General features: G+C 59.4%; 25 protein-coding genes. 15 read left to right on the forward strand and 10 right to left on the reverse strand.

The annotated features are described in order from the left end of the window. The first annotated feature begins 49 nt into the window (after positions 1-49). The 6 genes from ACM6J5_RS25795 to trpE all read left to right on the forward strand — a co-directional run bounded on the left by ACM6J5_RS25795 (position 50) and on the right by trpE (position 6,670). Positions 50-1,297 carry an ABC transporter permease gene (locus ACM6J5_RS25795; protein WP_007980201.1) on the forward strand — a complete coding sequence of 416 codons (1,248 nt, stop codon included), beginning with the start codon at positions 50-52 and terminating at the stop codon, positions 1,295-1,297. 12 nt (positions 1,298-1,309) lie between these two features. Next, positions 1,310-2,134 (forward strand): ABC transporter permease, encoded by an 825-nt coding sequence (locus ACM6J5_RS25800; RefSeq protein ID WP_007980200.1) that lies wholly within the window; start codon positions 1,310-1,312, stop codon positions 2,132-2,134. A 231-nt stretch (positions 2,135-2,365) separates the two neighbouring features. Continuing rightward, entirely contained in the window at positions 2,366-3,514 is a 1,149-nt protein-coding gene (locus ACM6J5_RS25805; protein WP_414929592.1) for an iron-containing alcohol dehydrogenase, read from the forward strand. Positions 3,515-3,629: 115 nt separating this feature from the next. Continuing rightward, positions 3,630-4,304 (forward strand): ribulose-phosphate 3-epimerase, encoded by a 675-nt coding sequence (gene rpe / locus ACM6J5_RS25810; RefSeq protein WP_095946111.1) that lies wholly within the window; start codon positions 3,630-3,632, stop codon positions 4,302-4,304. Then, entirely contained in the window at positions 4,301-5,119 is an 819-nt protein-coding gene (locus ACM6J5_RS25815) for a phosphoglycolate phosphatase (RefSeq protein WP_095946112.1), read from the forward strand. The genes rpe and ACM6J5_RS25815 overlap by 4 nt, the downstream gene beginning before the upstream one ends. Before the next feature lie 69 nt (positions 5,120-5,188). After that, on the forward strand, positions 5,189-6,670 hold the full coding sequence (gene trpE, locus ACM6J5_RS25820) for an anthranilate synthase component I (RefSeq protein ID WP_150672001.1): 1,482 nt from the start codon (positions 5,189-5,191) through the stop codon (positions 6,668-6,670). 165 nt (positions 6,671-6,835) lie between these two features. Here trpE and estP read toward each other — a convergent pair whose 3' ends face one another. Continuing rightward, positions 6,836-8,746 carry an esterase EstP gene (gene estP / locus ACM6J5_RS25825; RefSeq protein ID WP_095946113.1) on the reverse strand — a complete coding sequence of 637 codons (1,911 nt, stop codon included), beginning with the start codon at positions 8,744-8,746 and terminating at the stop codon, positions 6,836-6,838. A 408-nt stretch (positions 8,747-9,154) separates the two neighbouring features. Between estP and ACM6J5_RS25830 the strand changes: the two genes are divergently transcribed. The 4 genes from ACM6J5_RS25830 (at position 9,155) to ACM6J5_RS25845 (ending at position 12,485) form a co-directional block, all read left to right on the forward strand. Beyond that, a complete protein-coding gene (locus ACM6J5_RS25830) occupies positions 9,155-9,748 on the forward strand; it encodes an aminodeoxychorismate/anthranilate synthase component II (protein WP_007980194.1) in 594 nt (197 codons plus the stop codon). A 9-nt stretch (positions 9,749-9,757) separates the two neighbouring features. Continuing rightward, positions 9,758-10,807: an anthranilate phosphoribosyltransferase gene (gene trpD / locus ACM6J5_RS25835; protein ID WP_095946114.1), complete on the forward strand. Its 1,050-nt coding sequence runs from the start codon at positions 9,758-9,760 to the stop codon at positions 10,805-10,807. Continuing rightward, positions 10,804-11,640 carry an indole-3-glycerol phosphate synthase TrpC gene (trpC, locus tag ACM6J5_RS25840; protein WP_095946115.1) on the forward strand — a complete coding sequence of 279 codons (837 nt, stop codon included), beginning with the start codon at positions 10,804-10,806 and terminating at the stop codon, positions 11,638-11,640. The genes trpD and trpC overlap by 4 nt, the downstream gene beginning before the upstream one ends. A 143-nt stretch (positions 11,641-11,783) precedes the next feature. Continuing rightward, entirely contained in the window at positions 11,784-12,485 is a 702-nt protein-coding gene (locus ACM6J5_RS25845; RefSeq protein ID WP_095946116.1) for a biotin/lipoate A/B protein ligase family protein, read from the forward strand. Positions 12,486-12,495: 10 nt separating this feature from the next. Here ACM6J5_RS25845 and crp read toward each other — a convergent pair whose 3' ends face one another. Next, positions 12,496-13,140: a cAMP-activated global transcriptional regulator CRP gene (gene crp / locus ACM6J5_RS25850; protein WP_008051651.1), complete on the reverse strand. Its 645-nt coding sequence runs from the start codon at positions 13,138-13,140 to the stop codon at positions 12,496-12,498. Positions 13,141-13,368: 228 nt separating this feature from the next. Between crp and ACM6J5_RS25855 the strand changes: the two genes are divergently transcribed. Both ACM6J5_RS25855 and speD read left to right on the forward strand, forming a co-directional pair. Beyond that, the gene (locus tag ACM6J5_RS25855; RefSeq protein ID WP_095946117.1) at positions 13,369-13,791 is read left to right on the forward strand and encodes an OsmC family protein; all 423 of its coding nucleotides are present in this window, start codon (positions 13,369-13,371) and stop codon (positions 13,789-13,791) included. Between the two features lie 239 nt (positions 13,792-14,030). Next, positions 14,031-14,822, forward strand: a complete 792-nt coding sequence (speD, locus tag ACM6J5_RS25860) for an adenosylmethionine decarboxylase (RefSeq protein WP_007986012.1) — start codon at positions 14,031-14,033, stop codon at positions 14,820-14,822. A 185-nt stretch (positions 14,823-15,007) separates the two neighbouring features. On the opposite strand, the gene coq7 is transcribed toward speD, so the two are convergent. The 6 genes from coq7 to hemJ all read right to left on the reverse strand — a co-directional run bounded on the left by coq7 (position 15,008) and on the right by hemJ (position 19,562). Next, positions 15,008-15,655, reverse strand: a complete 648-nt coding sequence (gene coq7, locus ACM6J5_RS25865) for a 2-polyprenyl-3-methyl-6-methoxy-1,4-benzoquinone monooxygenase (RefSeq protein ID WP_008051652.1) — start codon at positions 15,653-15,655, stop codon at positions 15,008-15,010. A 149-nt stretch (positions 15,656-15,804) separates the two neighbouring features. After that, a complete protein-coding gene (locus tag ACM6J5_RS25870) occupies positions 15,805-16,143 on the reverse strand; it encodes a histidine triad nucleotide-binding protein (RefSeq protein ID WP_007986008.1) in 339 nt (112 codons plus the stop codon). An 80-nt stretch (positions 16,144-16,223) separates the two neighbouring features. Then, entirely contained in the window at positions 16,224-17,012 is a 789-nt protein-coding gene (locus ACM6J5_RS25875; protein WP_414929593.1) for an SDR family NAD(P)-dependent oxidoreductase, read from the reverse strand. A gap of 61 nt (positions 17,013-17,073) precedes the next feature. After that, on the reverse strand, positions 17,074-18,039 hold the full coding sequence (locus ACM6J5_RS25880; protein ID WP_414929594.1) for a DUF805 domain-containing protein: 966 nt from the start codon (positions 18,037-18,039) through the stop codon (positions 17,074-17,076). A gap of 92 nt (positions 18,040-18,131) precedes the next feature. Next, entirely contained in the window at positions 18,132-19,100 is a 969-nt protein-coding gene (locus tag ACM6J5_RS25885; RefSeq protein WP_414929595.1) for an NAD(P)H-dependent flavin oxidoreductase, read from the reverse strand. A gap of 33 nt (positions 19,101-19,133) precedes the next feature. After that, positions 19,134-19,562 (reverse strand): protoporphyrinogen oxidase HemJ, encoded by a 429-nt coding sequence (hemJ, locus tag ACM6J5_RS25890; RefSeq protein ID WP_095946120.1) that lies wholly within the window; start codon positions 19,560-19,562, stop codon positions 19,134-19,136. A 135-nt stretch (positions 19,563-19,697) separates the two neighbouring features. On the opposite strand from hemJ, the gene argC reads away from it, so the two are divergent. Both argC and erpA read left to right on the forward strand, forming a co-directional pair. Continuing rightward, positions 19,698-20,732 (forward strand): N-acetyl-gamma-glutamyl-phosphate reductase, encoded by a 1,035-nt coding sequence (argC, locus tag ACM6J5_RS25895; protein WP_007980174.1) that lies wholly within the window; start codon positions 19,698-19,700, stop codon positions 20,730-20,732. A gap of 166 nt (positions 20,733-20,898) precedes the next feature. Then, positions 20,899-21,249 (forward strand): iron-sulfur cluster insertion protein ErpA, encoded by a 351-nt coding sequence (erpA, locus tag ACM6J5_RS25900; protein ID WP_007906865.1) that lies wholly within the window; start codon positions 20,899-20,901, stop codon positions 21,247-21,249. Between the two features lie 68 nt (positions 21,250-21,317). On the opposite strand, the gene ACM6J5_RS25905 is transcribed toward erpA, so the two are convergent. After that, on the reverse strand, positions 21,318-22,409 hold the full coding sequence (locus tag ACM6J5_RS25905; RefSeq protein ID WP_095946121.1) for an anhydro-N-acetylmuramic acid kinase: 1,092 nt from the start codon (positions 22,407-22,409) through the stop codon (positions 21,318-21,320). Between the two features lie 3 nt (positions 22,410-22,412). Continuing rightward, on the reverse strand, positions 22,413-23,843 hold the full coding sequence (locus ACM6J5_RS25910) for a peptidoglycan DD-metalloendopeptidase family protein (protein WP_095946122.1): 1,431 nt from the start codon (positions 23,841-23,843) through the stop codon (positions 22,413-22,415). 211 nt (positions 23,844-24,054) lie between these two features. Here ACM6J5_RS25910 and tyrS point away from each other — a divergent pair, with 211 nt between their 5' ends. Continuing rightward, a complete protein-coding gene (tyrS, locus tag ACM6J5_RS25915) occupies positions 24,055-25,254 on the forward strand; it encodes a tyrosine--tRNA ligase (protein ID WP_414929600.1) in 1,200 nt (399 codons plus the stop codon). The last annotated feature ends 278 nt before the right edge of the window (positions 25,255-25,532 follow it).

Raw genomic sequence — 25,532 nt, forward strand, 5'->3', positions numbered from 1 at the left:
AGAGGTGGTTCGCCGCCTCTGTAACGATCAAAGATTCCCGGAGTACGTCATGGCTATCGCCGTTCCCCTGAACGAGGGCACCAGCCCCACCTTGAAGCAGCGGCTCAAGCACGCCGAGCGGGTCAACCGCTGGAAGGCCCAGGCGTTGATCGCGCCGCTGGTGCTGTTTCTGTTGCTGGTGTTCCTGGTGCCGATCGTGGCGCTGCTCTACAAAAGCGTTGGCAACCCGGAAGTGGTCGGCGGCATGCCGCGCACCGTGACCGCCATCGCCAGTTGGGACGGCCGCGGCCTGCCCGCTGAACCGGTTTATAAAGCTGCGGCCGAAGACCTCGCCGAGGCTCGCAAGAATCAGACCCTGGGCGATCTGTCCAAGCGCCTGAACATGGAACTGGCCGGCTACCGCAGCCTGCTGACCAAAACCGCCCGCGCCTTGCCGCTCGCCACTGAGCCGGCTTCTTATAAAGAAGCGCTGGAAGGTCTCGATGAGCGCTGGGGCGACCCGGCCTACTGGCAAGCGGTGCGTCGCAACACCAGCAGCATCACCCCGTATTACCTGCTGGCGGCTGTCGATCATCGCATCGACGACCTCGGCGAAATCGCTCCGGCCACCCCGGATCAGGCGATCTACCTCGACATCTTCGCCCGCACCTTCTGGATGGGCCTGATCATCACTGTAATCTGCCTGGTACTGGCGTATCCCCTGGCTTACCTGCTGGCGAACCTGCCGTCGCGCCAGAGCAACCTGCTGATGATTCTGGTGCTGTTGCCGTTCTGGACGTCGATCCTGGTACGGGTCGCGGCGTGGATCGTGTTACTGCAATCGGGTGGCCTGATCAACAGCGGCCTGATGGCCATGGGCATCATCGATAAGCCGATCGAGCTGGTGTTCAACCGCGTCGGTGTCTACATCTCCATGGTGCACATCCTGCTGCCGTTCATGATCCTGCCGATCTACAGCGTGATGAAAGGCATCTCGCCGACCTACATGCGCGCCGCGATTTCCCTCGGCTGCCATCCGTTCGCCAGCTTCTGGCGGGTGTACTTCCCGCAGACCTATGCCGGCGTCGGCGCCGGTTGCCTGTTGGTGTTCATCCTCGCCATCGGCTACTACATCACCCCGGCATTGCTGGGCAGCCCGAACGATCAGATGGTCAGCTACTTTGTCGCCTTCTACACCAACACCAGCATCAACTGGGGCATGGCGACCGCACTCGGTGGGCTGCTGCTGCTCGCGACGGTCGTGCTTTATCTGATTTACAGCTGGCTGGTAGGCGCGAGCCGCCTGCGCCTGAGCTAAGGGGAGAACGAAATGCTGAGTCCTTATATGTCGCCCATCGAACGGGTGTGGTTCTACAGCTTGCGGATTCTCTGCGGCTTGATTCTGTTGTTCCTGATCCTGCCGGTGCTGGTGATCATTCCACTGTCGTTCAACTCCGGCAGTTTCCTGGTGTACCCGCTGCAGGGCTTCTCGCTGCAGTGGTATCACGATTTCTTCGCCTCGGCGGAATGGATGCGCGCCCTGAAGAACAGCATCATCGTCGCCCCGGCGGCCACGGTGCTGGCCATGGTCTTCGGTACGCTGGCGGCGATCGGCCTGACCCGGGGCGACTTCCCCGGCAAGGCGTTGGTGATGGCGCTGGTGATTTCACCGATGGTGGTGCCGGTGGTGATCATCGGTGTGGCCAGTTACCTGTTCTTTGCTCCGTTGGGGCTGGGTAACAGCTTCTTCTCGCTGATCGTGGTGCATGCGGTATTGGGTGTGCCGTTCGTGATCATTACCGTTTCCGCTACCTTGCAGGGGTTCAACCACAACCTGGTGCGGGCCGCTGCGAGCCTGGGTGCTTCGCCGCTGACCACGTTCCGCCGGGTGACCTTGCCGCTGATTGCGCCTGGCGTGATCTCCGGGGCGCTGTTCGCCTTCGCGACTTCGTTCGATGAAGTGGTGGTGACGCTGTTCCTCGCAGGTCCCGAACAAGCGACCCTGCCACGGCAGATGTTCAGCGGCATCCGCGAAAACCTCAGCCCGACCATCGCCGCCGCCGCGACGCTGCTGATTGCTTTCTCGGTGATCCTGCTGCTGACCCTGGAGTGGCTGCGTGGGCGGAGCGAGAAGCTGCGTACGGCGCAGGTTTAAAGCTTCACATCAATCCCCTGTAGGAGCGAGCTTGCTCGCGATGAACGTCAACGATAACGCGGGAAACCTGACACCCCGCGGCGCTCTCAGGTTCATCGCGAGCAGGCTCGCTCCTACAAGTGTTTTTGGTAGTTTTCGGGAGGTCCGGTCATTCACCTCCTGAATGGCAGACAAACCCCAATCCCCAGCTACTATTGTGCCCAGCTCCCCTACCTATAAGAGGCTGCGCATATGGGTCTTTCCTCTTTCAAAATCGCTCACAAACTGATCACCGGCGCAGGTGCCATCGAGCAGCTGTCTGCCGAGCTGAGGCGTCTGGACATCGACAACCCGCTGATCGTCACCGACGCCGCCCTGGTCAAGTCCGGCACGGTAGAACTGGCACTGGCGCAGTTGGGCGAACGCAGTTACGAGATTTTCGACCGGGTGCTCCCGGACCCCGAAATCGCCATCGTCGAAGATTGCATGCAGGCTTATCGCGACGGTGGGCATGACGGCTTGATCGGCCTTGGCGGCGGCAGTGCCATCGACATTGCCAAGAGCGTGGCGGCCTACGCCGGGTACCACGGTGCGCTGGAGGATCTGTTCGGTATCGATCAGGTCCCGCGCAAGGGCCCGCCGCTGATCGCCATCCCGACCACCGCCGGCACCGGCTCGGAAGTGACCAACGTCGCCATCCTTTCCGACAAGCTCGCGCAACTGAAGAAGGGCATTGTCAGCGACTACCTGTTGCCTGATGTGGCGCTGGTCAGTCCGCAAATGACCCTGACCTGTCCGCGCAGCGTCACGGCGGCCAGCGGCGTCGATGCGCTGGTGCATGCCATCGAGTCCTATCTGTCGGTCAACGCCTCGCCGATCACCGATGCCCTGGCCATCGGCGCCATCAAGTTGATCGCCAAGGCTTTGCCCAAGGCCTACGCCAACCCGTCGAACCTGCAAGCCCGGGAAGACATGGCCACTGCCAGCCTGATGGCCGGCATGGCGTTCGGCAATGCCGGGGTTGGCGCGGTGCATGCGCTGGCGTATCCGCTGGGCGGGCGCTTCAACATTGCCCATGGCGTCAGTAATGCCTTGCTACTGCCCCATGTCATGACCTGGAACAAGATGGCCTGCATCGAACGCATGCAGGATATTGCCGAGGCCATGGGCGTGAAGACCGCTCACTTGAGCATCAACGAAGCGGCCGACAAAGCTGTGCAAGCCATGTCCGAACTGTGTGCCGCCGTTGAAATTCCCCAAGGCCTGCGCAGTTTCGGTGTGCCCGAGGACGCCATCCCGTCCATGGCCGTGGAAGCGGCGGGGATCGAGCGCTTGATGCGCAACAATCCGCGCAAATTGAGTGCCGTCGATATCGAAAAAATCTATCGCGCGGCGTACTAGGGCAATTGCCGTCGATGGATGATGGCAAGGTCCAATCATCGCGCTCACGGTGCGCGCGTCAAAGCATGAGGTATACAATGCGCGCCATCGTGATTCTGCTCAGAAAAGGTGCGTCATGCAGCCCTTCGTAATTGCTCCGTCGATTCTCTCCGCCGACTTCGCCCGCCTGGGTGAAGAAGTGGACAACGTCCTGGCCGCCGGCGCCGACTTCGTGCACTTCGATGTCATGGACAACCATTACGTGCCGAACCTGACCATCGGCCCGATGGTCTGCTCGGCGCTGCGCAAGTACGGCGTGACCGCGCCGATCGACGCGCACCTGATGGTCAGCCCGGTGGACCGCATCGTCGGCGACTTCATTGAAGCTGGCGCGACCTACATCACCTTCCACCCGGAAGCTACCCAGCACGTCGACCGCTCCCTGCAGATGATCCGCGAAGGCGGCTGCAAGTCGGGCCTGGTGTTCAACCCGGCGACCCCGCTGGACGTGCTCAAGTACGTGATGGACAAGGTCGACATGATCCTGTTGATGAGCGTCAACCCGGGCTTCGGCGGGCAGAAGTTCATCCCAGGTACCCTCGACAAGCTGCGCGAAGCGCGGGCGTTGATCGATGCGTCGGGCCGTGACATTCGCCTGGAAATCGACGGTGGCGTGAACGTGAACAACATCCGCGAAATCGCGGCGGCCGGTGCCGACACTTTCGTCGCCGGCTCGGCCATCTTCAATGCGCCGAACTATCAGGAAGTCATCGACAAGATGCGCTCCGAACTGGCGCTGGCCCGCCCATGAGTGGTTTTGAGCAGTTGTTCCCGGGGCAACTGCCGCGGCTGGTGATGTTCGATCTGGACGGTACCTTGATCGACTCGGTCCCGGACCTGGCAGTGGCTGTGGACAAGATGCTGCTCAAACTCGGTCGCAAGCCCGCCGGTCTGGACGCGGTACGCGAATGGGTCGGCAACGGCGCGCCGGTGCTGGTGCGCCGTGCGCTGGCTGGTGCTATCGATCATTCGGCGGTCGATGACCATGAAGCCGAACGGGCGCTGGAGTATTTCATGCAGGCTTATGGCGAGAGCCATGAGTTGACCGTGGTTTACCCAGGCGTGCGCGACACCCTCAAATGGCTGAAAAAGCAGGGCGTCGAGATGGCGCTGATCACCAACAAGCCGGAGCGTTTCGTCGCGCCGCTGTTGGATCAGATGAAAATCGGCCGTTATTTCCGCTGGATCATCGGCGGCGACACTCTGCCACAGAAAAAGCCCGATCCGGCCGCGCTGTTTTTCGTGATGAAAATGGCCAACATTCCGGCTTCGCAGTCGTTGTTCGTCGGCGATTCGCGCAGCGATGTGCTGGCGGCGAAAGCGGCGGGGGTCAAGTGCGTGGCCCTGAGCTACGGCTATAACCACGGCCGGCCGATCGCGGAAGAATCGCCGGCACTGGTGATCGATGACCTGCGTAAACTAATTCCCGGTTGCCTGGATCCGGCCGCTGAGATAACGTTGGCCGACGCTGTCAAACCCCCTTCTGGAAACGCCATCGTGGTGGTCACTCGCAAACTCTGGATGAAAGTCATCAAGGCCCTGGCCCGCTGGCGTTGGCGCGCCTGACTTGATCCTGGCCGGTTCCCGGCGCGTTTGCATACCTGACTGTTCGACCCTCAAGCCACGAGGCACCTCATGATCCGCGAAGAATTCCTGCGTTTGGCCGCTGCCGGCTACAACCGCATCCCGCTTGCCTGCGAAACCCTGGCCGACTTCGACACGCCGCTGTCGATCTACCTGAAGCTGGCTGACGAGCCCAATTCCTACTTGCTGGAGTCCGTACAGGGCGGCGAGAAGTGGGGCCGTTACTCGATCATCGGCCTGCCGTGCCGTACCGTGCTGCGGGTTCATGATCATCACGTCAGCGTGACCGTCGATGGTGTCGAGACCGAAAGCCACGATGTGGAAGACCCGTTGGCCTTTGTCGAAGCGTTCAAGGCTCGCTACAACGTGCCGACCATTGCCGGCTTGCCGCGTTTCAACGGCGGCCTGGTGGGTTACTTCGGCTATGACTGCGTGCGTTATGTCGAGAAACGCCTGGGCAAATGTCCGAATCCGGACCCGTTGGGCGTCCCGGACATTCTGCTGATGGTGTCCGACGCGGTGGTGGTGTTCGACAACCTGGCCGGCAAGATGCACGCTATCGTCCTGGCCGACCCGGCGCAGGACGACGCCTTCGAACAAGGTCGTGCGCGCCTGGAAGAGCTGCTGGAAAAACTCCGTCAGCCGATCACTCCACGCCGTGGCCTGGATTTCAGCAAGCAACAATCGGCTGACCCGGTGTTCCGCTCCAGCTTCACCCAGAGCGATTACGAAAAAGCCGTCGATACCATCAAGGAATACATCCTGGCCGGTGACTGCATGCAGGTCGTGCCATCCCAGCGCATGTCGATCGACTTCAAGGCGGCACCCATCGATCTATACCGCGCGCTGCGCTGCTTCAACCCGACGCCTTACATGTACTTCTTCAACTTCGGCGACTTCCACGTCGTCGGCAGTTCGCCGGAAGTGCTGGTGCGGGTCGAAGACAACCTGATCACCGTCCGCCCGATTGCCGGTACCCGTCCGCGAGGCGCCAACGAAGAGGCTGACCTGGCGCTGGAAAAAGACCTGCTGTCGGACGACAAGGAAATCGCCGAACACTTGATGCTGATCGACCTCGGCCGCAACGACACCGGTCGCGTATCGGAAATCGGCTCGGTGAAGCTCACCGAGAAGATGGTCATCGAGCGTTACTCCAACGTGATGCACATCGTGTCCAACGTCACCGGGCAACTGAAAGCCGGGCTGACGGCCATGGACGCACTGCGGGCGATCCTGCCGGCGGGCACCTTGTCCGGCGCACCGAAGATTCGCGCGATGGAAATCATCGACGAACTGGAGCCGGTCAAGCGTGGCGTCTACGGCGGTGCAGTCGGTTACTTCGCCTGGAACGGCAACATGGACACCGCCATTGCGATCCGCACGGCAGTGATCAAGAACGGCGAACTGCATGTGCAGGCTGGTGGCGGCATCGTTGCCGACTCGGTGCCGGCGCTGGAATGGGAAGAAACCCTGAACAAGCGTCGCGCGATGTTCCGCGCCGTTGCCCTGGCAGAACAGACCCCGAATACCTGATCCACGCAAAACCTACTGTAGGAGCTAGCTTGCTAGCGAAGGAGTGTCAGCAACACAGTGTCGACTGACACACCTTCGCTAGCAAGCTGGCGCCTACAGGGGATTTGCGGACACCATAAAAAACGCGACGCCTGTGAGGGCGCCGCGTTTTTTATTGCCAGCACATCAGAAGTCCAGCGCAACACCTACGTTGATGCCCTGTTGGGTGAAGTCGTCGTCCTTGCGGATGTTGTAGCTGGCGCGCAGTGCCAGGTCCTTGGTGAGGTTGTGGCTCACCCCCAGGTTCACACGTTGCAAGTGACTTTGCGGGGTGTAGCCTTCCAGTGTGAACTGGTTGTTTGGCAGGCTGTTGAGGTTGATGTCCACGTCCTGGGTATCGTCGTTGTACTCACGTTCGATTGCCGCTTCGCCGAATACCTGGGTTTGCGGGGTGATCTGGTATTTGCCCTGCAGGCCAGCCCCCAGACGCCGGGAAATACGCTCCTGATCGGCGAAGGTCAGCGCCGTGGAATCGTTGCCATCCTCCGAGTAACCATCGACTTGCACCTTGGAGAAGTCGGCGCTGACAAACGGCGACAGGTGCCAGGGGCTGCTGGCTTGTTGCGCAATGTCGTAACCCACGCGTGCGCTGAAGGCTTCGACGTAGCCGCTGGTATCGCCTTTTTCGCCGCGTTCGTTGACGCCCAGCTGGAATTTACGCTTGAGGCTGTCGTAATCCAGATGCCCGGCCGTCAACGCCGCATCAGCCCACACACGGTTTTGCTGATACTGGGCGAATGCCGTGCCCAGGTAAGTGTTGAGCTTGTAGTCGGAGTCGTTGTTGCCGGCTTCGAGTTTCTGGTTATAGAAACCGGCCACCAGGCCAACACGCCAGGCATCGTCGAGACGATAGCTGCCGCCGATGTTCAAGTTGGCTCCGTTGCCGTCGGCGCTTGCCACGCTGTCCTGACCGTCAAAGTCCTGATGCTGTCCGCCGCCGGAAACAATGGCTCGCCATTGGCCGACGCCTTGCCAGTTTTCCCAGTCGGCCAGCCACTGATTGCGCAATTCGTCCTGATGCGCACGCACGGTGCCCTGGGCCATTTCCGGCAGCAAGGTCAGCTCCCACGGCGCCGCCAGCAGGGAATAGGCGTAATCGGCAATCAGACGCTGCCCGGCTTCGGTGGGGTGCACCGAGTCGTTGTAGATCAGCTTGGTCGGGTCCGGCGTGGCGCTGTTGATGCCGTAGCGGGCGTTCTCGGTGCAACCGTTGCCGCTGAAGCAGGTGGCGATGAGGTTCTGGTCGGTGGCCAGGCCAAACTGCGCCGGGTTGGCGAACGTCTCTTTGAGCAGTACCGGAATGTTGAGCGGAATGACTTCGGCGTTGATGTTTTGCAGTCGGCTTACCAGTTCAGTGTTGAACTGGGCGCTGAGTTGGGACGTGAACGCTTGCAGTGGGGTGCCGTTGAACGCCGGGGTAAAGCCGATATCCGGCAGCAGCCAGACCATGATGTATTTGGCGCCGGCGGTTTGCAGTGTCTGCACGCTGTCGGCCAGGCGGTCGGCGGCGGCACTGGCCTGGGGCAGGCTGGTGACGCGACCTTGCAGGAAGTCGTTACCGCCACCGGACAGGTAATACAGTGCATTCGGGTCGGCACGGAAGTTATTGGACGGAAGATAGCCGGCCCGGGTGCGTTCGCCGGTGGCGGAGATGCTGGTAATCGAATCAAGAATCTGGTCGGTACGATAGCCGCCTACAGCCCAGTTATTACCATCAGGCAGGCCTTCGTTGGCGCGAACGGCTGAAGCAGAGGATGCCGTCTGGTCCGGTGAATACCCCAGTTTTCCACCCAGGATCTGCGTGGCGTTGAGCGAGCGGACTTCGCCGCTGCCATCCAGGTAAACCGGCCCGGTCCGGTTGGTGTAACGCTGCGTCGCTCCGGCAGGCCCGCCCGTGTCGGTAAAGGTCCCTGCATCGTTGAGGCTGTCCCCGAAGACAATGAAACTTGTATAAGGATTAGGTGCGGCGTTCGCCTGGGCGCATGCCATCGCGAGCAAGCATCCTGCGAGCGGTACAAACAACGACTGTTTGATCATGTGCAAGTCCGTTTATTTATTGTTTTAGTGAACGAAACGACAGTACCAAAAACTTCCGGCCTTTTGCCATCTGTCGCGAAGCCTTTGATAGTTTCGCGGGCAGTACCCCCGGTGATATTGCACGCTCTGCCCAGCTAAGTTACTGTGCCGGGACGTACGAACGAGACCTTCCCCGTGTTGATCATCAGTAAACTCCTGGATCAAGTCATCAAGGCACACGCCCGCTGGCGTTGGCGCGCCTGAATTCTTTTGCCGGCCTCGCCGGACCTGTATCGCTTTGCCTTCTTTACCTGTTTGAAATGCCGCTTTGCTGGCGCTACACCGGCACCAGACAAGGCGCAGCGCCCTGCGGGTCAATCATTCGAAGGCCATCTTCAAAGTCAGTGAATTCAAGAGGTTCTATACGCCATGTTGCTGATGATCGATAACTACGACTCCTTTACCTACAACGTTGTGCAGTACCTGGGCGAGCTCGGCTCCCAGGTCAAAGTCGTGCGCAACGATGAATTGACCATCGCTGAAATCGAAGCCCTCAACCCTGAGCGCATCGTTGTGTCCCCCGGTCCTTGCACCCCGACCGAAGCCGGCATTTCGATTGAAGCGATCAAGCATTTCGCCGGCAAACTGCCGATTCTTGGCGTCTGCCTCGGCCATCAGTCCATCGGCCAGGCCTTTGGCGGTGATGTGGTGCGCGCCCGTCAAGTGATGCACGGTAAGACTAGCCCGGTATTCCACGAGGACAAGGGGGTATTCGCAGGCTTGAATCGTCCGCTGACGGTGACCCGCTATCATTCATTGATCGTCAAGCGCGAAACCTTGCCAGATTGCCTGGAACTGACCGCCTGGACCCAGCTCGAAGACGGCTCGGTCGACGAGATCATGGGCCTGCGTCACAAGACTCTGAACATCGAAGGCGTGCAGTTCCACCCTGAGTCGATCCTCACCGAACAGGGCCACGAACTGTTCGCCAACTTCCTCAAACAAACCGGCGGCACGCGCTAAGGACTTTTCATGAACATCAAGACAGCCCTGAGCCGTATCGTCGAGCACCTCGACCTCAGCACCGATGAAATGCGCGATGTCATGCGCGAAATCATGACCGGGCAATGCTCGGACGCGCAGATAGGCGCGTTCATGATGGCCATGCGCATGAAGAGCGAAAGCATCGACGAAATCGTCGGCGCAGTGTCGGTGATGCGCGAGCTGGCGGACAAAGTCGAGCTCAAGACCCTCGACGGAGTGGTCGATGTGGTGGGCACCGGAGGCGACGGTGCCAATATCTTCAACGTGTCGACCGCTGCTGCGTTCGTGGTTGCCGCTGCTGGCTGCACCGTGGCCAAGCACGGCAATCGTGCAGTCTCGGGCAAGAGCGGCAGCGCCGACCTGCTGGAGGCGGCCGGTATCTACCTGAACCTGACGCCGGTGCAGGTGGCGCGCTGCATTGACAACGTTGGTATTGGTTTCATGTTTGCCCAGACCCATCACTCTGCGATGAAATACGCCGCCGGTCCGCGCCGGGATCTGGGCTTGCGTACCTTGTTCAACATGCTCGGCCCGCTTACGAATCCGGCCGGTGTGAAGCACCAGGTGGTAGGCGTGTTCACCCAGGCCTTGTGCCGGCCGCTGGCGGAAGTCTTGCAGCGTATGGGCAGCAAGCATGTATTGGTGGTGCATTCGAAGGATGGCCTGGATGAATTCAGCCTGGCCGCGCCGACGTTTGTCGCTGAGCTGAAGGATGGCCAGGTCACCGAGTATTGGGTCGAGCCGGAAGACCTGGGCATGAAGAGCCAAAGCCTGCATGGCCTGGCGGTGGATAGCCCGGCGGCTTCTCTTGAACTGATTCGCGATGCCCTGGGCAAGCGCAAGACCGAGAACGGTCAGAAAGCGGCCGAGATGATCATGCTCAATGCCGGTGCCGCACTCTACGCGGCCGACCATGCCAGCAGCCTGAAAGAAGGCGTTGCCTTGGCGCACGATGCGCTGCACACCGGCCTCGCTCGAGAAAAGCTCGAGGAACTGGGTGCATTTACCGCGGTATTCAAAGTGGAGAATGAGGGATGAGTGTACCGACGGTTCTGGAAAAGATTCTGGCGCGCAAGGTCGAAGAAGTCGCCGAGCGTAGCGCTCGCGTAAGCCTCGCCGAGCTGGAAAACCTGGCCAAGGCGGCCGATGCACCCCGTGGTTTTGCCAAGGCCTTGCTGGCTCAGGCCAAGCTGAAGCAACCGGCAGTCATTGCCGAAATCAAGAAAGCCTCGCCGAGCAAAGGCGTGATCCGCGAGAACTTCGTTCCCGCCGACATCGCCAGGAGCTACGAGAAGGGCGGCGCGACCTGTCTGTCGGTACTCACCGATATCGATTATTTCCAGGGCGCTGACGCCTACCTGCAGCAGGCCCGCGCGGCTTGCCAGCTGCCGGTGATCCGCAAGGACTTCATGATTGATCCATACCAGATCGTCGAAGCCCGTGCCTTGGGTGCCGACTGCGTGCTGTTGATCGTTTCCGCGCTGGATGACGTGAAAATGGCCGAACTGGCAGCCGTGGCCAAAAGCGTCAACCTCGATGTGTTGGTGGAAGTCCACGACGGCGACGAACTGGAGCGGGCGTTGAAAACCCTCGACACTCCGCTGGTCGGCATCAACAACCGCAACCTGCACACCTTCGACGTCAGCCTGGAAACCACCCTCGACCTGTTGCCGCGTATTCCGCGCGATCGACTGGTCATCACCGAGAGCGGCATTCTCAACCGCGCCGATGTCGAACTGATGGAAATCAGCGACGTCTACGCGTTCCTGGTCGGCGAGGCGTTCATGCGCGCCGAAAGCCCGGGTGCCGAGTTGCAGCGTCTGTTCTTCCCTGAGCGCGGCATTCCCGTCAGCGGCTCGACCCTCGACTAAAAAGCATCGCGAGCAAGCTCGCTCCCACAGGGGTTGATGGCGGCCACAAAATCCATGGGCTGCCGGGATCAAATGTGTGAGCGAGATTGCTCGCGATAGCGGCATAAGAAGCACCACAGACTTTATGTCCTACGGAATACCTTATGACCTTACCTATTTCCCTGACCATCGAAGCCGGCCTGCAAGCTGAACAGGATTTGCTAGCGTCGGTCTGTGCCGGCGACGCGGAGTCCGGCCTGCTGTTCTGGCAGCCGAGCGATCGGGCGCTGGTCATGCCACGCCGTTTGAACCGCTTGCCCGGTTTTGAAGCCGCCAGCGAAGTGTCAGCGGCGGCGGGTTGGCCAGTGCTGTTGCGTGAAACCGGTGGCGAGCCGGTGCCGCAATCGGCCTCAACGATCAATATCGCATTGGTATATGCGCCACCACGCAGCGAAGGGGATCTGAATCGCATCGAGACCGGTTACCGGCGTCTATGCGATCCAATCTGTCAGTTGCTGGATGAGTTGGGTGGTACGTCGTCCCTGGGTGAAATCGAAGGCGCTTTCTGTGACGGTCGCTTCAACGTCAACCTCGATGGACGCAAGATGGTCGGTACCGCCCAGCGCTGGCGCCAAAGCCAGGGGGGGCAGCGTGCGGTAGGACTGGTGCACGGGGCGATGCTGATCGATAACGAGAGAGAGTCGATGGTCGCCGCGGTCAATCGTTTCAACGAGGCCTGCAGTCTGGAACAACGTGTACGCGCCGAAAGCCACATCGCGTTGCATGAGAAGTTCGCGGCGCACGATGCCCTGGCGCGCCTCGACGAACTCTACCGGTTGATGCTGGTGCAGATGTTCAGCGGCTAGGTTTTCGAGCTTATCGCGTACCGAAGACCACCATGGTCTTGCCTTTGACGTCCACCAGGTTGCGTTCTTCCAGATCCTTGAGCACGCGACCGACCATCTCCCGCGAACAACCGACAATTCGCCCGATTTCCTGACGGGTCACCTTGATTTGCATGCCGTCGGGGTGCGTCATGGCGTCTGGCTGTTTGCACAGCTCCAGCAGACAGCGGGCGACTCGACCGGTCACGTCAAAGAAGGCCAGGTCACCGACCTTGCGCGTGGTGTTACGCAGGCGCTGTGCGATTTGTCCGCTGAGGACGTAAAGAATGTCCGGATCCTGCAGGGACAATTCGCGGAATTTCGCGTAGCTGATTTCCGCGACTTCGCATTCAACCTTGGCCCGCACCCAGGCGCTGCGCTCCTGCTCCAGGCCGGCTTGCTCAAACAGGCCCAGCTCGCCGAAAAAGTCCCCGGCGTTCAGGTAGGAAATGATCATTTCCCGGCCATCGTCATCTTCGATCAGGATGGTGACAGAGCCTTTGATGATGAAGAACAGCGTTTCCGAGCGGTCGCCGGCACAAATGATGTTGCTCTTGGCCTGATAACGGCGGCGCTGGCAATGCATCAACAGCTTGTCGAGGTTCTTGATCTTGGAGTTGGGGGCAATAGCAACCATGGTTGTATCCCGAAAAAACTGCACGGTATGTTTGGTTTTTATAAATAGTGAACGCTGGAGTAAAGCTGGCTATGCGCCATAGAATTGGCGTCAGCTTAACAGACACGTCCTGCAATATTCGAGCATTTACCTACAAGGCAGTTGGATATGTCCCAGGACGCCGGGCGCTGTCAATCACGGGGCCTGTGCTAAGCTGGCGACCCTTTTTTATACAGTGGAGTCTTGGCGATGAAGGCACGCATCCAATGGGCTGGCGAAGCCATGTTCCTCGGCGAATCCGGTAGCGGTCATGTCGTGGTCATGGACGGTCCGCCCGATGCTGGCGGACGCAACCTGGGTGTCCGGCCGATGGAAATGCTGCTGCTGGGTGTCGGCGGTTGCAGCAATTTCGATGTGGTCAGCATTCTCAAGAAATCCCGCCAGGCGGTCGAAAGCTGTGAAGCCTTCCTCGAAGCCGAGCGTGCGACCGAAGATCCAAAGGTGTTCACCAGGATCCATATGCACTTTGTGGTCAAGGGCCGCGGCCTGAAAGAAGCACAGGTCAAACGCGCCATCGAGCTGTCTGCCGAGAAGTATTGCTCGGCCTCGATCATGCTCGGCGCGGCCGGCGTGGCAATTACCCACGACTACAAGATCATCGAGCTCGGTTGAATCGACATTCAACTATCATAAAAGCAGTGCAGACTCTGGCGAACACAAGCTGACGTCTGCATAATGCGCCACTTTTTTCAGGGTAGTGGCCCGTCAGCCGACAGGCCTCGCATCCGAACAGACAACCAAAATCGCCATCGCGAAGAGGTGTTAACCGTCCTACGCAGGTGCGTTGTTCGCATCTGACGGGCATGCTTGATCACGCGGCCGGGCCGCAAACACATAGAGAGTTTTTAACGGTGAAAAGCAAACTCAAGCTCCACGGGTTCAATAACCTGACAAAGACCTTGAGCTTCAACATCTATGACATCTGCTACGCGGAAACCCCGCAAGACCAGCAGGCTTACGTCGAGTACATCAATAAAGAGTACAACGCGAAACGCCTGACGCAGATCCTCACGGAAGTTGTCGATATCATTGGTGCCAACATCCTGAACATTGCCAGTCAGGACTATGAGCCGCAGGGCGCCAGCGTCACGATCCTGATCTCGGAAGAGCCGGTAACCCCGACCGACAGTCAGATCGAAGAGTCTCCGGGCCCACTGCCCGAAATCATTCTGGCCCACCTCGACAAGAGCCACATCACGGTGCACACCTACCCGGAAATCCATCCGGTCAGCGGTATTGCAACCTTCCGTGTGGACATCGACGTGTCGACTTGCGGGGTCATTTCACCGCTTAAAGCACTCAATTTCCTGATTCACCAGTTCGATTCGGACATCGTGACCGTGGATTACCGTGTGCGCGGCTTCACCCGTGACGTTGAAGGCAAAAAGCACTTCATCGACCACGAGATCAATTCGATCCAGAACTACCTCTCCGACGACACTTACGACGCGTACCAGATGACCGACGTGAACGTGTACCAGGAAAACCTGTTCCACACCAAGATGCTGCTGAAGAACTTCGAACTGGATAACTACCTGTTCGGCGACGCCACCAGCAATCTGTCCTCTGAGCAACGCGCCCAGGTGACCGAGCGGGTGAAACACGAAATGCTCGAAATCTTCTACGCGCGCAACATGGCGTAAGATTCTCGGGCACAAAAAAGGCGACTCCCTCACGGCAGTCGCCTTTTTTTATTCTGGTTCTTGTAGGAGCGAGCTTGCTCGCGATGGACCTGAGGGCGACACGTTTATCCAGAAAACACGCGTTATCGTTGACGTCCTTCGTCGGAACGCCGCCCGGAGCAAGCTCGCTCCTACAAAAAACGGAGTCAGATCCGATAAGTACTCTTGGTCATTACCTTGGCCATCAGGCTCATCCCGAACTTCACCGGTGCCGGAAAGCGGAACCCGCCGGCATCCAGTGCACTTTCGGCATGCTGTTCTTCATCGATGCGCATCTGCTCAAGAATCGCCCGGGATTTTTCGTCCTCGGCCGGCAATTGCTCCAGATGTTCGTTCAGGTGTTTGCACACCTGGTCTTCCGTTGCCGCCACGAACCCCAGGCTGACTTTGTCGCTGATCAGGCCGGCCACTGCACCAATCCCGAACGACATGCCATAGAACAGCGGGTTGAGGATGCTGGTATGGCTACCCAGTTGATGGATGCGTTGTTCGCACCAGACCAGGTGATCGATTTCTTCTTCGGCGGCATGCTCCATCGCAGCACGCACTTGCGGCAGCTTGGCGGTCAGCGCCTGTCCCTGGTACAACGCCTGGGCGCAGACTTCGCCGGTATGGTTGATGCGCATCAGGCCGGCAACGTGGCGCGTGTCTTCGTCGCTCATTTTTGCATCCGGCTGCACGATGGCGGGCGACGGGCGGTACGGCTGGCCGCTGAAGGGCAGCAGGGTGCGCATCGCGGCATCGGCTTGCAGCAGCAGGCGGTCAATCGGCGAGTAGTGACGTTGGGTAGTCATGCTGACCTCCGGGGGGAATTTCGGCGGCCAGTTTAACCCAATCGGCCGGGGAAGGTTTGCGCTGGGTCATTGTGATGCAGAGGCTGTGACAGTGTTGTGATGCCAATTGTGGAGGCGGCTGTGAGCCGCTTCCACAGGGTTTGGCGCAATCAGCCCGGCGGCCAGTGCATCTGGCGCTGACCCAGCACGTGCATATGAATGTGGTAGACGGTTTGCCCGCCTTCTTCATTGCAGTTCATGACGACGCGGAAACCTTTTTCGCAGCCCAGTTCCAGTGCCAGGCGCTGGGCGGTGAACAGAATGTGTCCGGCCAGTGCCTTGTCGTCCTCTGTGAGGTCGTTGAGGGTGCGCACCGGCTTCTTCGGAACGACCAGAAAATGCACCGGTGCCTGCGGGGCGATATCGTGGAAGGCCAGTACCTGGTCGTCCTCGTAAATGATCTTCGCCGGGATTTCCCGGTTGATGATCTTGGTGAACAGAGTATCCACAGCTGTTTTCTCCGTTGTTTGGGCTGGCCTGAGTGTACTCATGGCGTATGCCTGCGCCCAGCCTTTTACCTTGGGTTGGATCAGCGCGGGCAGTAGGCCTTGTTGACCATGCCGGCGATTGTGCGAGTCAGCCAGCGCGAGCCGAGCCGCGGCAGGAGGGCGAACCAGCGGTTGCGCCGCCCGGGAATGATGATCGCTTTATTCTTTTCCAGTGCGCGCACGGTGTAGAGCGCCACTTCCTCGGGGCTCATCAGCAGTTTGCTGTTGGTCAGTTTTTCACTGTCGAGTTGCGCGGTACGGAAAAACGCCGTTCGAGTCGGCCCGGGGCAGAGCACCGAAACCTTGATCGCACACTTTTTCAGCTCGACGCGCAATCCTTCGGAAAAGTGCAGCACATACGCCTTGCTGGCGTAGTACGTGCTCATCCATGGCCCGGGTTGAAACGCCGCCACCGAGGCCACATTCAGAATTTGCCCGCCGCCTTGCAGGGCCATGCTGTTGCCGATGGCATGGCACAGGCGGGTGAGGGCGAGGATATTCACTTCGATCAGGTCTTGCTCGGTCATCCAGTCCTGGGCCAGAAACGGGCCGCATGTGCCGATACCGGCGCAGTTGACCAACAGATCGATCTGCCGGTCGCCTTCTTCCAGCTCCAGCAGGAACCCGGACAGGCGCAGCGGTTCGCCCAGGTCACAGGCACGGAACAGCACTTCCACGCCGAACCTTTGGGTCAGTTCAATCGCAATACTTTCCAGCTGATCACGTTGTCGGGCCACCAGAATCAGGCTGCGGCCGCGCCGGGCCAGCGCTTCGGCCATTGCCAGGCCGATACCGCTGGAGGCGCCGGTGATCAGAGCGTAACGGGTCATGCAGTTCTCCATCGCAACAGCTCCGCGCCGCGACGCAGGTGTCACGGGCCAGGAGCGCTGTTCATTCTTTCGCAGAGTCTACAGGGGGCTGGGCCTCTTCGGCTGCATCGTTGGTGGAATTTGGTACCGGTTCGACCTCGACGTCGATTTCATCGGTGGTGACCGAACTGCTTTCGTAGCTGCTCTGGGCGGCGTTTTCGTATCCTTCCCGTATCGCCGTGAGACCGCCGGCCAGCGAGCCGAACAGAACCAGCGCGATAACGATCAGCCACAGCGAAGACAATACCTTGACCGCGGTACTGTTCGGCGGAGGCGGCGGACCGTAGCGGTTGGCGGTGTCGTTGCCCGGCACGACCATGATCACGAGGGGAAAGAAACTGCCAACGAACGGCACCAGGTTCAGCAGCCACAACCAGCCGGACCAGCCGACATCGTGCAAGCGTTGAACAGTGATCTGGATGCTGACATAGATAAATCCGACGAAGAGGATCAAGGCCAGCAAGCTGGCCAATATCAGGCCGGCGGTCGAATCCGCGCCGATGAGAGCCAGGGCGACCAAGGCAAACACCCCGCAAACGGCCAGGAGCACAGTTGACAGCACCAGCGTCCAGGCGAGGTAACGCAAGCGGCCGATACGGCCATCGAAACTGAATGGCTTGAGCGTGGCGAATTCCGCCACGGCTTCGCCGACCGGTGCGCGAGGCGGCGCGTAAGGGGACTGCGGATCTGCAAAAGACGCCTGGCTGCCGGCCGGAGCATGGTCATGCACGTCGGCGAGGTTCAGCTCGATCGGCGTTTCGGCTTCGATGCGGGCGTCGATACCGGTTTTGCTCAGCGCCTGGAGATAGGTCTGGGCATCGGCTTGCGACAGGTTGCGTTTGAGCGCTACCGGACGCCCGGCGAATAAACGCTCGATGGCTGCGACATCGCTTTTGAACAGCTCGGCGAGATTGAGCTTTGCCGTGGTGATGTCGACACCGGGTAGCAAGCCACCCTCGAATACGATCTTGAAATGATTTTCGCCCATTGCGAGGCATCCTTGTCGCGAGAGGTTGAAAGAAGAATGTAGTGCCCAGGTGAGTGTAAGACCAGCCGGGCAAGACTGGCCAAGATTTGCTGTCAGCGCGGCCAGCGTTTGGGCAACCGGGCGGCATGCTCCAGGGCTTGGCGGTACTCCCCGTCGAGGCGTGCAATCAACTGCTCGACACTCGGCAAGTCTTCGATTTCTCCCACGCCCTGGCCTGCAGACCAAACGGTCTTCCAGGCTTTGGCCTCATCGCTCACGGGTTTGAGCTTGGAACCGAAGTTGATCTCGCCCTTGCCTTGCAAGGCGGACAGGTCGAAACCGGCGGCCTCCAGGCTCTGGCGCATGAAACTCGCGGGGACACCTGACACTGCTGGAGTATGGATGATGTCTGCCGCTTTGGATGTCAGCAGCATTTCTTTGTAGGCGTCGGGCGCGTGACTTTCCGTCGTGCCGATAAATCGTGTACCGAAGTAGGCCAAATCCGCGCCGAGCAATTGAGCGGCAAGAATTTCGTGGCCGTGGTTCAGGCAGCCGGCCAGCAACAGGGTTTTGTCGAAGAACTGGCGGATTTCGGCAATCAGCGAGAACGGGCTCCAGGTCCCTGCGTGTCCACCGGCGCCGGCAGCCACGGCGATCAAGCCATCCACGCCGGCTTCGGCCGCTTTCTCGGCATGACGACGAGTTGTCACATCATGGAACACCAGGCCGCCGTAGCTGTGCACCGCGTCGACCAGTTCTTTTACGGCACCGAGGCTGGTGATCACGATCGGCACTTTGTGTTCGACGCAGATCTCAAGATCCGCCTGTAAACGTGGATTGCTGTTATGGACGATCAGGTTCACGGCATAAGGCGCGGGGTTTTCCATTGTCGCCAGCCCGGCTTCGATTTCTTCCAGCCAGGCCTTGAAACCGCTGCTTTCGCGCTGGTTCAGCGCCGGGAAGCTGCCGACCACGCCCTGGCGACAGCAGGCGAGTACCAATTGTGGATTGGAAATCAGGAACATCGGCGCCGCCACCACAGGCAGGCGCAAACGTTGTTCGAGCAGAGCGGGCAGCGACATTGGAAGTACCCCGGTGAGTGGTGCCTGTTGGATTTAGAACGGCCGAACGACGACCAGAATTACGATAGCCAGCAATATCAGAACCGGCACTTCATTGAACCAGCGATAAAAGACATGGCTGCGGGTGTTCTCGCCACGGGCAAAACGTTTTACCTGGGCGCCGCACATGTGGTGGTAGCCGATCAGCAGCACGACCAGGGTCAGTTTGGCGTGAATCCAGCCACCCTGGCTGAAGATGCCTGGGTTGAGGTAGACGAGCCAGCCGCCGAAGATCAGCGTGGCGATCATCGCCGGGCCCATGATGCCCCGGTACAGCTTGCGCTCCATGACGCTGAAGCGTTCCTTGCTGATCGTGTCTTCACTTTGTGCGTGATAAACGAACAGTCGTGGCAGGTAGAACAGCCCGGCAAACCAGCACACGACGCTGACGATATGAAACGCTTTGAGCCACAGATAGAGCATTTTAGTCATTCCCCCAATTCACGGTAACCCGAATAGTAGAGGCTTGAGCGTCCGCACGTCACCTTGACGGTTGTCGCAGGGCCGCGCGGCCCCTATTATCGACGGCTTTCCAGTGGGTTCGTTGAGGGCAGGTTTATGGTCAAGGTCGGTATCGTCGGCGGCACGGGTTACACCGGTGTCGAACTGCTGCGTCTGTTGGCGCAACATCCGCAAGCTGAGGTGGTTGTCATCACTTCCCGATCCGAGGCCGGCCTGGCCGTAGCCGACATGTACCCGAACCTGCGAGGCCATTACGACGGCCTGGCGTTCAGTGTTCCGGACATCAAGACCCTGGGTGCCTGCGATGTGGTGTTCTTCGCCACACCGCACGGTGTTGCCCATGCCTTGGCTGGCGAGTTGCTGGCGGCCGGGACCAAGGTCATCGACCTGTCGGCCGACTTCCGTCTGCAAGACGCGGATGAATGGGCCAAGTGGTATGGCCAGCCGCACGGTGCACCGGAGTTGCTGGACGAGGCGGTCTATGGCTTGCCGGAAGTCAATCGCGAACAGATCAAGAAAGCGCGCCTGATTGCCGTGCCGGGCTGCTACCCGACTGCAACGCAATTGGGTTTCCTGCCATTGCTCGAAGCAGGCCTGGCCGATGCTGCGCATCTGATTGCTGACTGCAAGTCCGGCGTCAGCGGTGCCGGTCGAGGTGCTTCCGTAGGCTCGCTGTACTCCGAGACGTCGGAAAGCATGAAGGCCTATGCGGTGAAAGGTCACCGTCACCTGCCGGAGATTCGCCAGGGGCTGCGTCGTGCAGCAGGCAAGGACGTCGGCCTGACCTTTGTTCCGCACCTGACGCCGATGATTCGTGGCATTCACTCCACGCTCTACGCAACCGTTGTTGATCGCTCGGTGGATCTGCAGGCGTTGTTTGAAAAGCGTTACGCCAACGAGCCGTTCGTCGATGTGATGCCGGCCGGCAGCCATCCGGAGACTCGTAGTGTACGGGGCGCCAACGTCTGCCGTATTGCCGTGCATCGCCCTCAGGATGGCGATCTGGTGGTTGTACTGTCGGTGATCGACAACCTGGTCAAAGGCGCTTCGGGTCAGGCGGTACAGAACATGAACATTCTGTTCGGGCTGGATGAGCGTCTGGGCCTGTCCCACGCCGGCATGCTGCCGTAAGCGTTATCGCGTACAGCAAAAGGCCCGTCTGACGGGCCTTTTTGCATTCCGGGCCGGCGATTGGATTGGTTGATATACCATAACAATAGTTGACCGCTTTTCTAGGAGAAGCGGATAATGCGCGTCATCACGCAATATGACGGCGTAACGCCGGGAGATAGTCAGCATGAGCGTCGAATCCTTCACCCCCACGGCTTTGCAATTCACTCACGGTGCCGCGCACAAGGTGAAGAGCCTGGTCGATGAAGAGGGGAATGATCGCTTGAAGCTGCGCGTATTCGTTACGGGCGGCGGTTGTTCAGGTTTTCAGTACGGCTTCACCTTCGATGAAGAAGTGGCCGATGACGACACCATCGTCGAGCGCGAAGGGGTGAGTCTGGTTGTCGATCCGATGAGCTTCCAGTACCTGGCAGGTGCCGAGGTGGACTACCAGGAAGGTCTGGAAGGTTCGCGTTTCGTCATCAAGAACCCGAATGCGACCACTACCTGTGGCTGCGGTTCTTCGTTCTCGATCTGATCAGCACACCTGTTTCACAGAACGCCGCACGGCCTCAAGGCCTTGCGGCGTTTTGTTGTGTACAGGATTTATGCGGGGTAGATAGCGCCGAGTACACGCAAGCCGCGGGCACCGGTAACGCTCGGACGGTTGGCTGCGATGCCTTCGAGACAGCAATGAGCCAGCCACGCGAAGGCCATGGCTTCGACCCAGTCGGGGTCCACGCCGTAAGTGGCGGTACTGCTGACGCTGGCGTTTGGCAGCAGGCTGGCCAGGCGGTTCATCAAGGCAGTGTTGTGGGCGCCACCGCCGCAGACCAGCAGTTCCTGCGTGTCTGCCTGGGCGCTTTGCAGTGATTCGATGATGGTCAGCGCGGTCAGCTCAAGCAGCGTCGCTTGAACATCCTTGGCGGCGAAGGCTGGCAGTTGTGCCAGATGCCGTGTCAGCCATGGCAGGTTGAACACTTCCCGGCCGGTACTCTTCGGGCCTTTGGTCACAAAGAACGGATCACTGAGCAGGGCATTCAACAGCACCGGTTCTACCTTGCCGCTGGCAGCCCATTGGCCGTCACGGTCAAAGTGGTCGCCGCGTTGCTGGTGAATCCAGGCGTCCAGCAGCACATTGCCCGGGCCACAGTCGAAACCGGCGACCGGCTTGCCGGGCTCGATAAGGCTGAGGTTGCTGAAACCGCCAACGTTCAGCACTGCGCGATTACCGGCCCGCTCTTCAAACAAGGCTTCGTGAAAGGCGGGAACCAGTGGTGCGCCCTGTCCGCCGGCAGCGACGTCGCGGCTGCGGAAGTCGCTGACCACGGTGATGCCTGTCAGCTCCGTCAGTAGGGCCGGGTTGCCGATCTGCACTGTGAAACCGCGTGCCGGTTCGTGGCGGATGGTCTGGCCATGGCTGCCAATCGCACGAATGTCGTCAGGCTTCAGTTGCTGTTGAGCGAGTAGGGCATGAATCCCTTGGGCTGCCAGTTTCACCCAGTTCTGCTGGGCAATGGCGGAGCGGGCGATTTCGTCCGGACCGCTGGCGCACAAGCCGAGCAGCTCGGCGCGCAGGGAGTCGGGCATCGGGATGTAGTGGGAGGCGATCAGTCTGATCGCCGGGGCTTGCTCGATCAGTGCGATATCCAGGCCATCCAGGCTGGTTCCGGACATCACACCTATATAGAGCGCCATGACTTAGCGCTTGGCCGAAGCTAGCTGGGTGGACTTTTCCTGATCCATGCGCGCCATCAGCGGTTGGCTCTGCGCGAGGAAGCGCGCGCGTTCTGCTTTGGAGATCGGATCGGCCATCGCTACTTTCTGGCCCAGCGGATCAACGTGCACGCCATTGACCTGGAATTCATAGTGCAAGTGCGGGCCGGTGGAGAGACCAGTGGTGCCGATATAGCCAATCACCTGGCCCTGTTTCACTGTGCCGCCAGTCTTCACGCCCTTGGCGAAGCCTTGCATGTGGCCGTAGAGCGTAGTGTAGGTGTTGCCGTGCTGGAGGATTACGGTATTGCCGTAGCCTCCACGGCGGCCGGCCAGCAATACCTTGCCATCGCCGGCAGCCTTGATCGGCGTGCCGCGCGGCGCTGCGTAGTCGACGCCTTTATGGGCGCGGATCTTGTTCAGGATCGGGTGTTTGCGGCCCATGGAAAATTTCGAGCTGATGCGGGCGAAGTCCACCGGTGTGCGGATGAACGCCTTGCGCATGCTGTTGCCGTCAGCGGTGTAATAGCTGCTGTTGCCTTGTTTGTTGGTGTAGCGCACGGCGGTGTAGGTCTTGCCGCGGTTGGTGAAGCGCGCCGACAGGATCGGGCCAGTGCCGACGGCCTTGCCGTTGACCACCTTTTGCTCGTAGATCACGTCGAACTCGTCGCCCTGGCGAATATCCTGGGCGAAGTCCACGTCGTAGCCAAACACACTGGCCATGTCCATGGTCAGGCTGTGAGACAGGCCGGCCCGGGCTGCGGACTGCGACAGCGAGCTGTTGATCACGCCGTGTACATAGGCGGAGCGCACGGTCGGTTTCGCGGTAGTGCGGGTGAAGGTGTAGCCCTTGTCATTCTTGGTGAGGCTGATGCTTTCGAGGTCGTTGAGCTTGCTGTGCAGGTTGGTCAACTGACCGTCAGGACTCAGTTCGAATTCGAGTTTTTGCCCGTGCTTGAGCTGGCTGAACTGCTTGGCCTGCCTGTCGCTGGCCAGCACGTCATGCACTGAGGTGGCCGGGAGGCCGACCTTCTCGAACAGTGTCGAGAGGGTGTCACCCTTGGTGACGATCACTTCCCTGTGGCTTGCCGGCTTCTTTTCTTCGACGACCGGCGCAGGTGCTGGTACAGGTTCGGCCTGAGCGGTTTCCTGAGTGTCTTCGGCGCTGTTGTCGATCTGCGCGAAGGGGGAGGTTGCTGGTTCATTTGTGGCTTGAACGGCGTCAGCAGCGTCTTGATCTTGTGTCAGTTGTTCAGCAGGGCTTTCCAGTTCAAGACTCAGGGTTGTCTTTTTGGCTTCGACATCGCTGGAAGGGAATACCAGGAGCGCCAGACTGAGAAGGGCGGCGATGCCACTTGCGGCAAGCAAGTGGGTCTTCGGGTAAAGCGGCGGCGCTTTAGACGATTCTGTGGTCATAAGTGGTTTTGACTTTGAAAAAGATGAATTGGAAAAGATGAATGACATGATGAAGATGAAATAACTGTATAAAATATAACCAAATCATCTCTGAAGCAAGTCCGCAGGCGCTCTGTCTGTGGATTGGCGTCCGTGCGCCGGGCAAACCTTGTATTTGACGCGCGATCTTGTATGGTTGGTTCCCTTTGAATCTGAGCCTTGCGGGTCTGTTATGAAGTCGGTTGAAGAGCAGCTAGCGCTGATCAAACGTGGTGCGGAAGAACTGTTGGTCGAGTCCGAGCTGATTGAAAAGCTCAAGCGTGGCCAGCCGCTACGTATTAAGGCGGGCTTCGATCCAACCGCTCCGGATCTGCACTTGGGTCACGCCGTGCTTATCAATAAGCTGCGCCAGTTCCAGGAGCTGGGGCATCAGGTGATCTTCCTGATTGGTGACTTCACCGGGATGATCGGCGATCCGAGCGGCAAGAGTGCCACGCGTCCGCCGCTCACTCGCGAGCAGGTCCTCGAGAATGCCGAGACCTACAAGACTCAGGTGTTCAAGATTCTCGATCCGGCAAAAACCGAAGTGGCATTCAACTCCACCTGGATGGATCAGATGGGGCCGGCCGACTTCATTCGCCTGACTTCGCAGTACACCGTGGCTCGCATGCTCGAGCGCGATGACTTCGACAAGCGTTACACCACCAATCAGCCAATCGCTATCCATGAGTTCCTTTATCCGTTGGTCCAGGGTTACGACTCGGTAGCTCTGCGCGCAGACGTCGAGCTCGGCGGCACCGATCAGAAGTTTAACTTGCTGATGGGGCGTGAGTTGCAGCGTGGTTATGGTCAGGAGGCCCAGTGCATTTTGACCATGCCGTTGCTTGAAGGTCTGGATGGCGTGAAGAAAATGTCCAAGTCCTTGGGCAACTACGTCGGTATCCAGGAAGCGCCGGGTGTGATGTACGGCAAGCTGGTCTCCATTCCGGATGCGCTGATGTGGCGTTACTTCGAGCTGCTCAGCTTCCGTTCAATGGATGAGATCAATGCGTTCCGTGCCGATGTAGAGGCGGGTGCCAATCCGCGTGACATCAAGATCAAGCTGGCTGAAGAGATCGTTGCGCGCTTCCATGGTGAGGAGGCTGCGGCCAATGCTCACCGTGCCGCCGGTAACCGCATGAAAGATGGCGAGCTGCCGGATGATCTGCCGGAAATCGAATTGACTGCTGCTGAGGATATGCCGATCGCTGCTGTCCTTAATAAAGCAGGACTGGTCAAGAACTCGGCGGTGGCTCGAGATCTCCTGGGTTCCGGTGGTGTGCGTATAGATGGTGAAGTTGTCGATCGCACCTTTATATATGCACTGGGCGCGACCCATGTTTGCCAGGCCGGGAAGAAGGCATTTGCGCGTATTACGCTCAAATCCGAATAAAGCTGAAATAAGGGGTTGACGGCGAATTCTAGAAGCCTATAATTCGCCCCACTTCCGGCGCAGTCGAAACGGAAAACTCCTTGGTAAACAATGAGTTACGCAGTTTTCGGCAGCGGGTTGCTTCAGTTCATCGAAGCCGAAAGGGAGTTGAAAAAGAGGTGTTGACAGCAGCGTGTAACGCTGTAGAATTCGCCTCCCGCTGACGAGAGATCTGAAGCGCAAGTGGTTGAAGTTGAAAAGGAAACTTGGAAAACTTCAGAAAATAATCACTTGACAGT

The sequence above is a fragment of the Pseudomonas sp. IT-P74 genome, from assembly GCF_949768175.1.
Taxonomy (GTDB): domain Bacteria; phylum Pseudomonadota; class Gammaproteobacteria; order Pseudomonadales; family Pseudomonadaceae; genus Aquipseudomonas.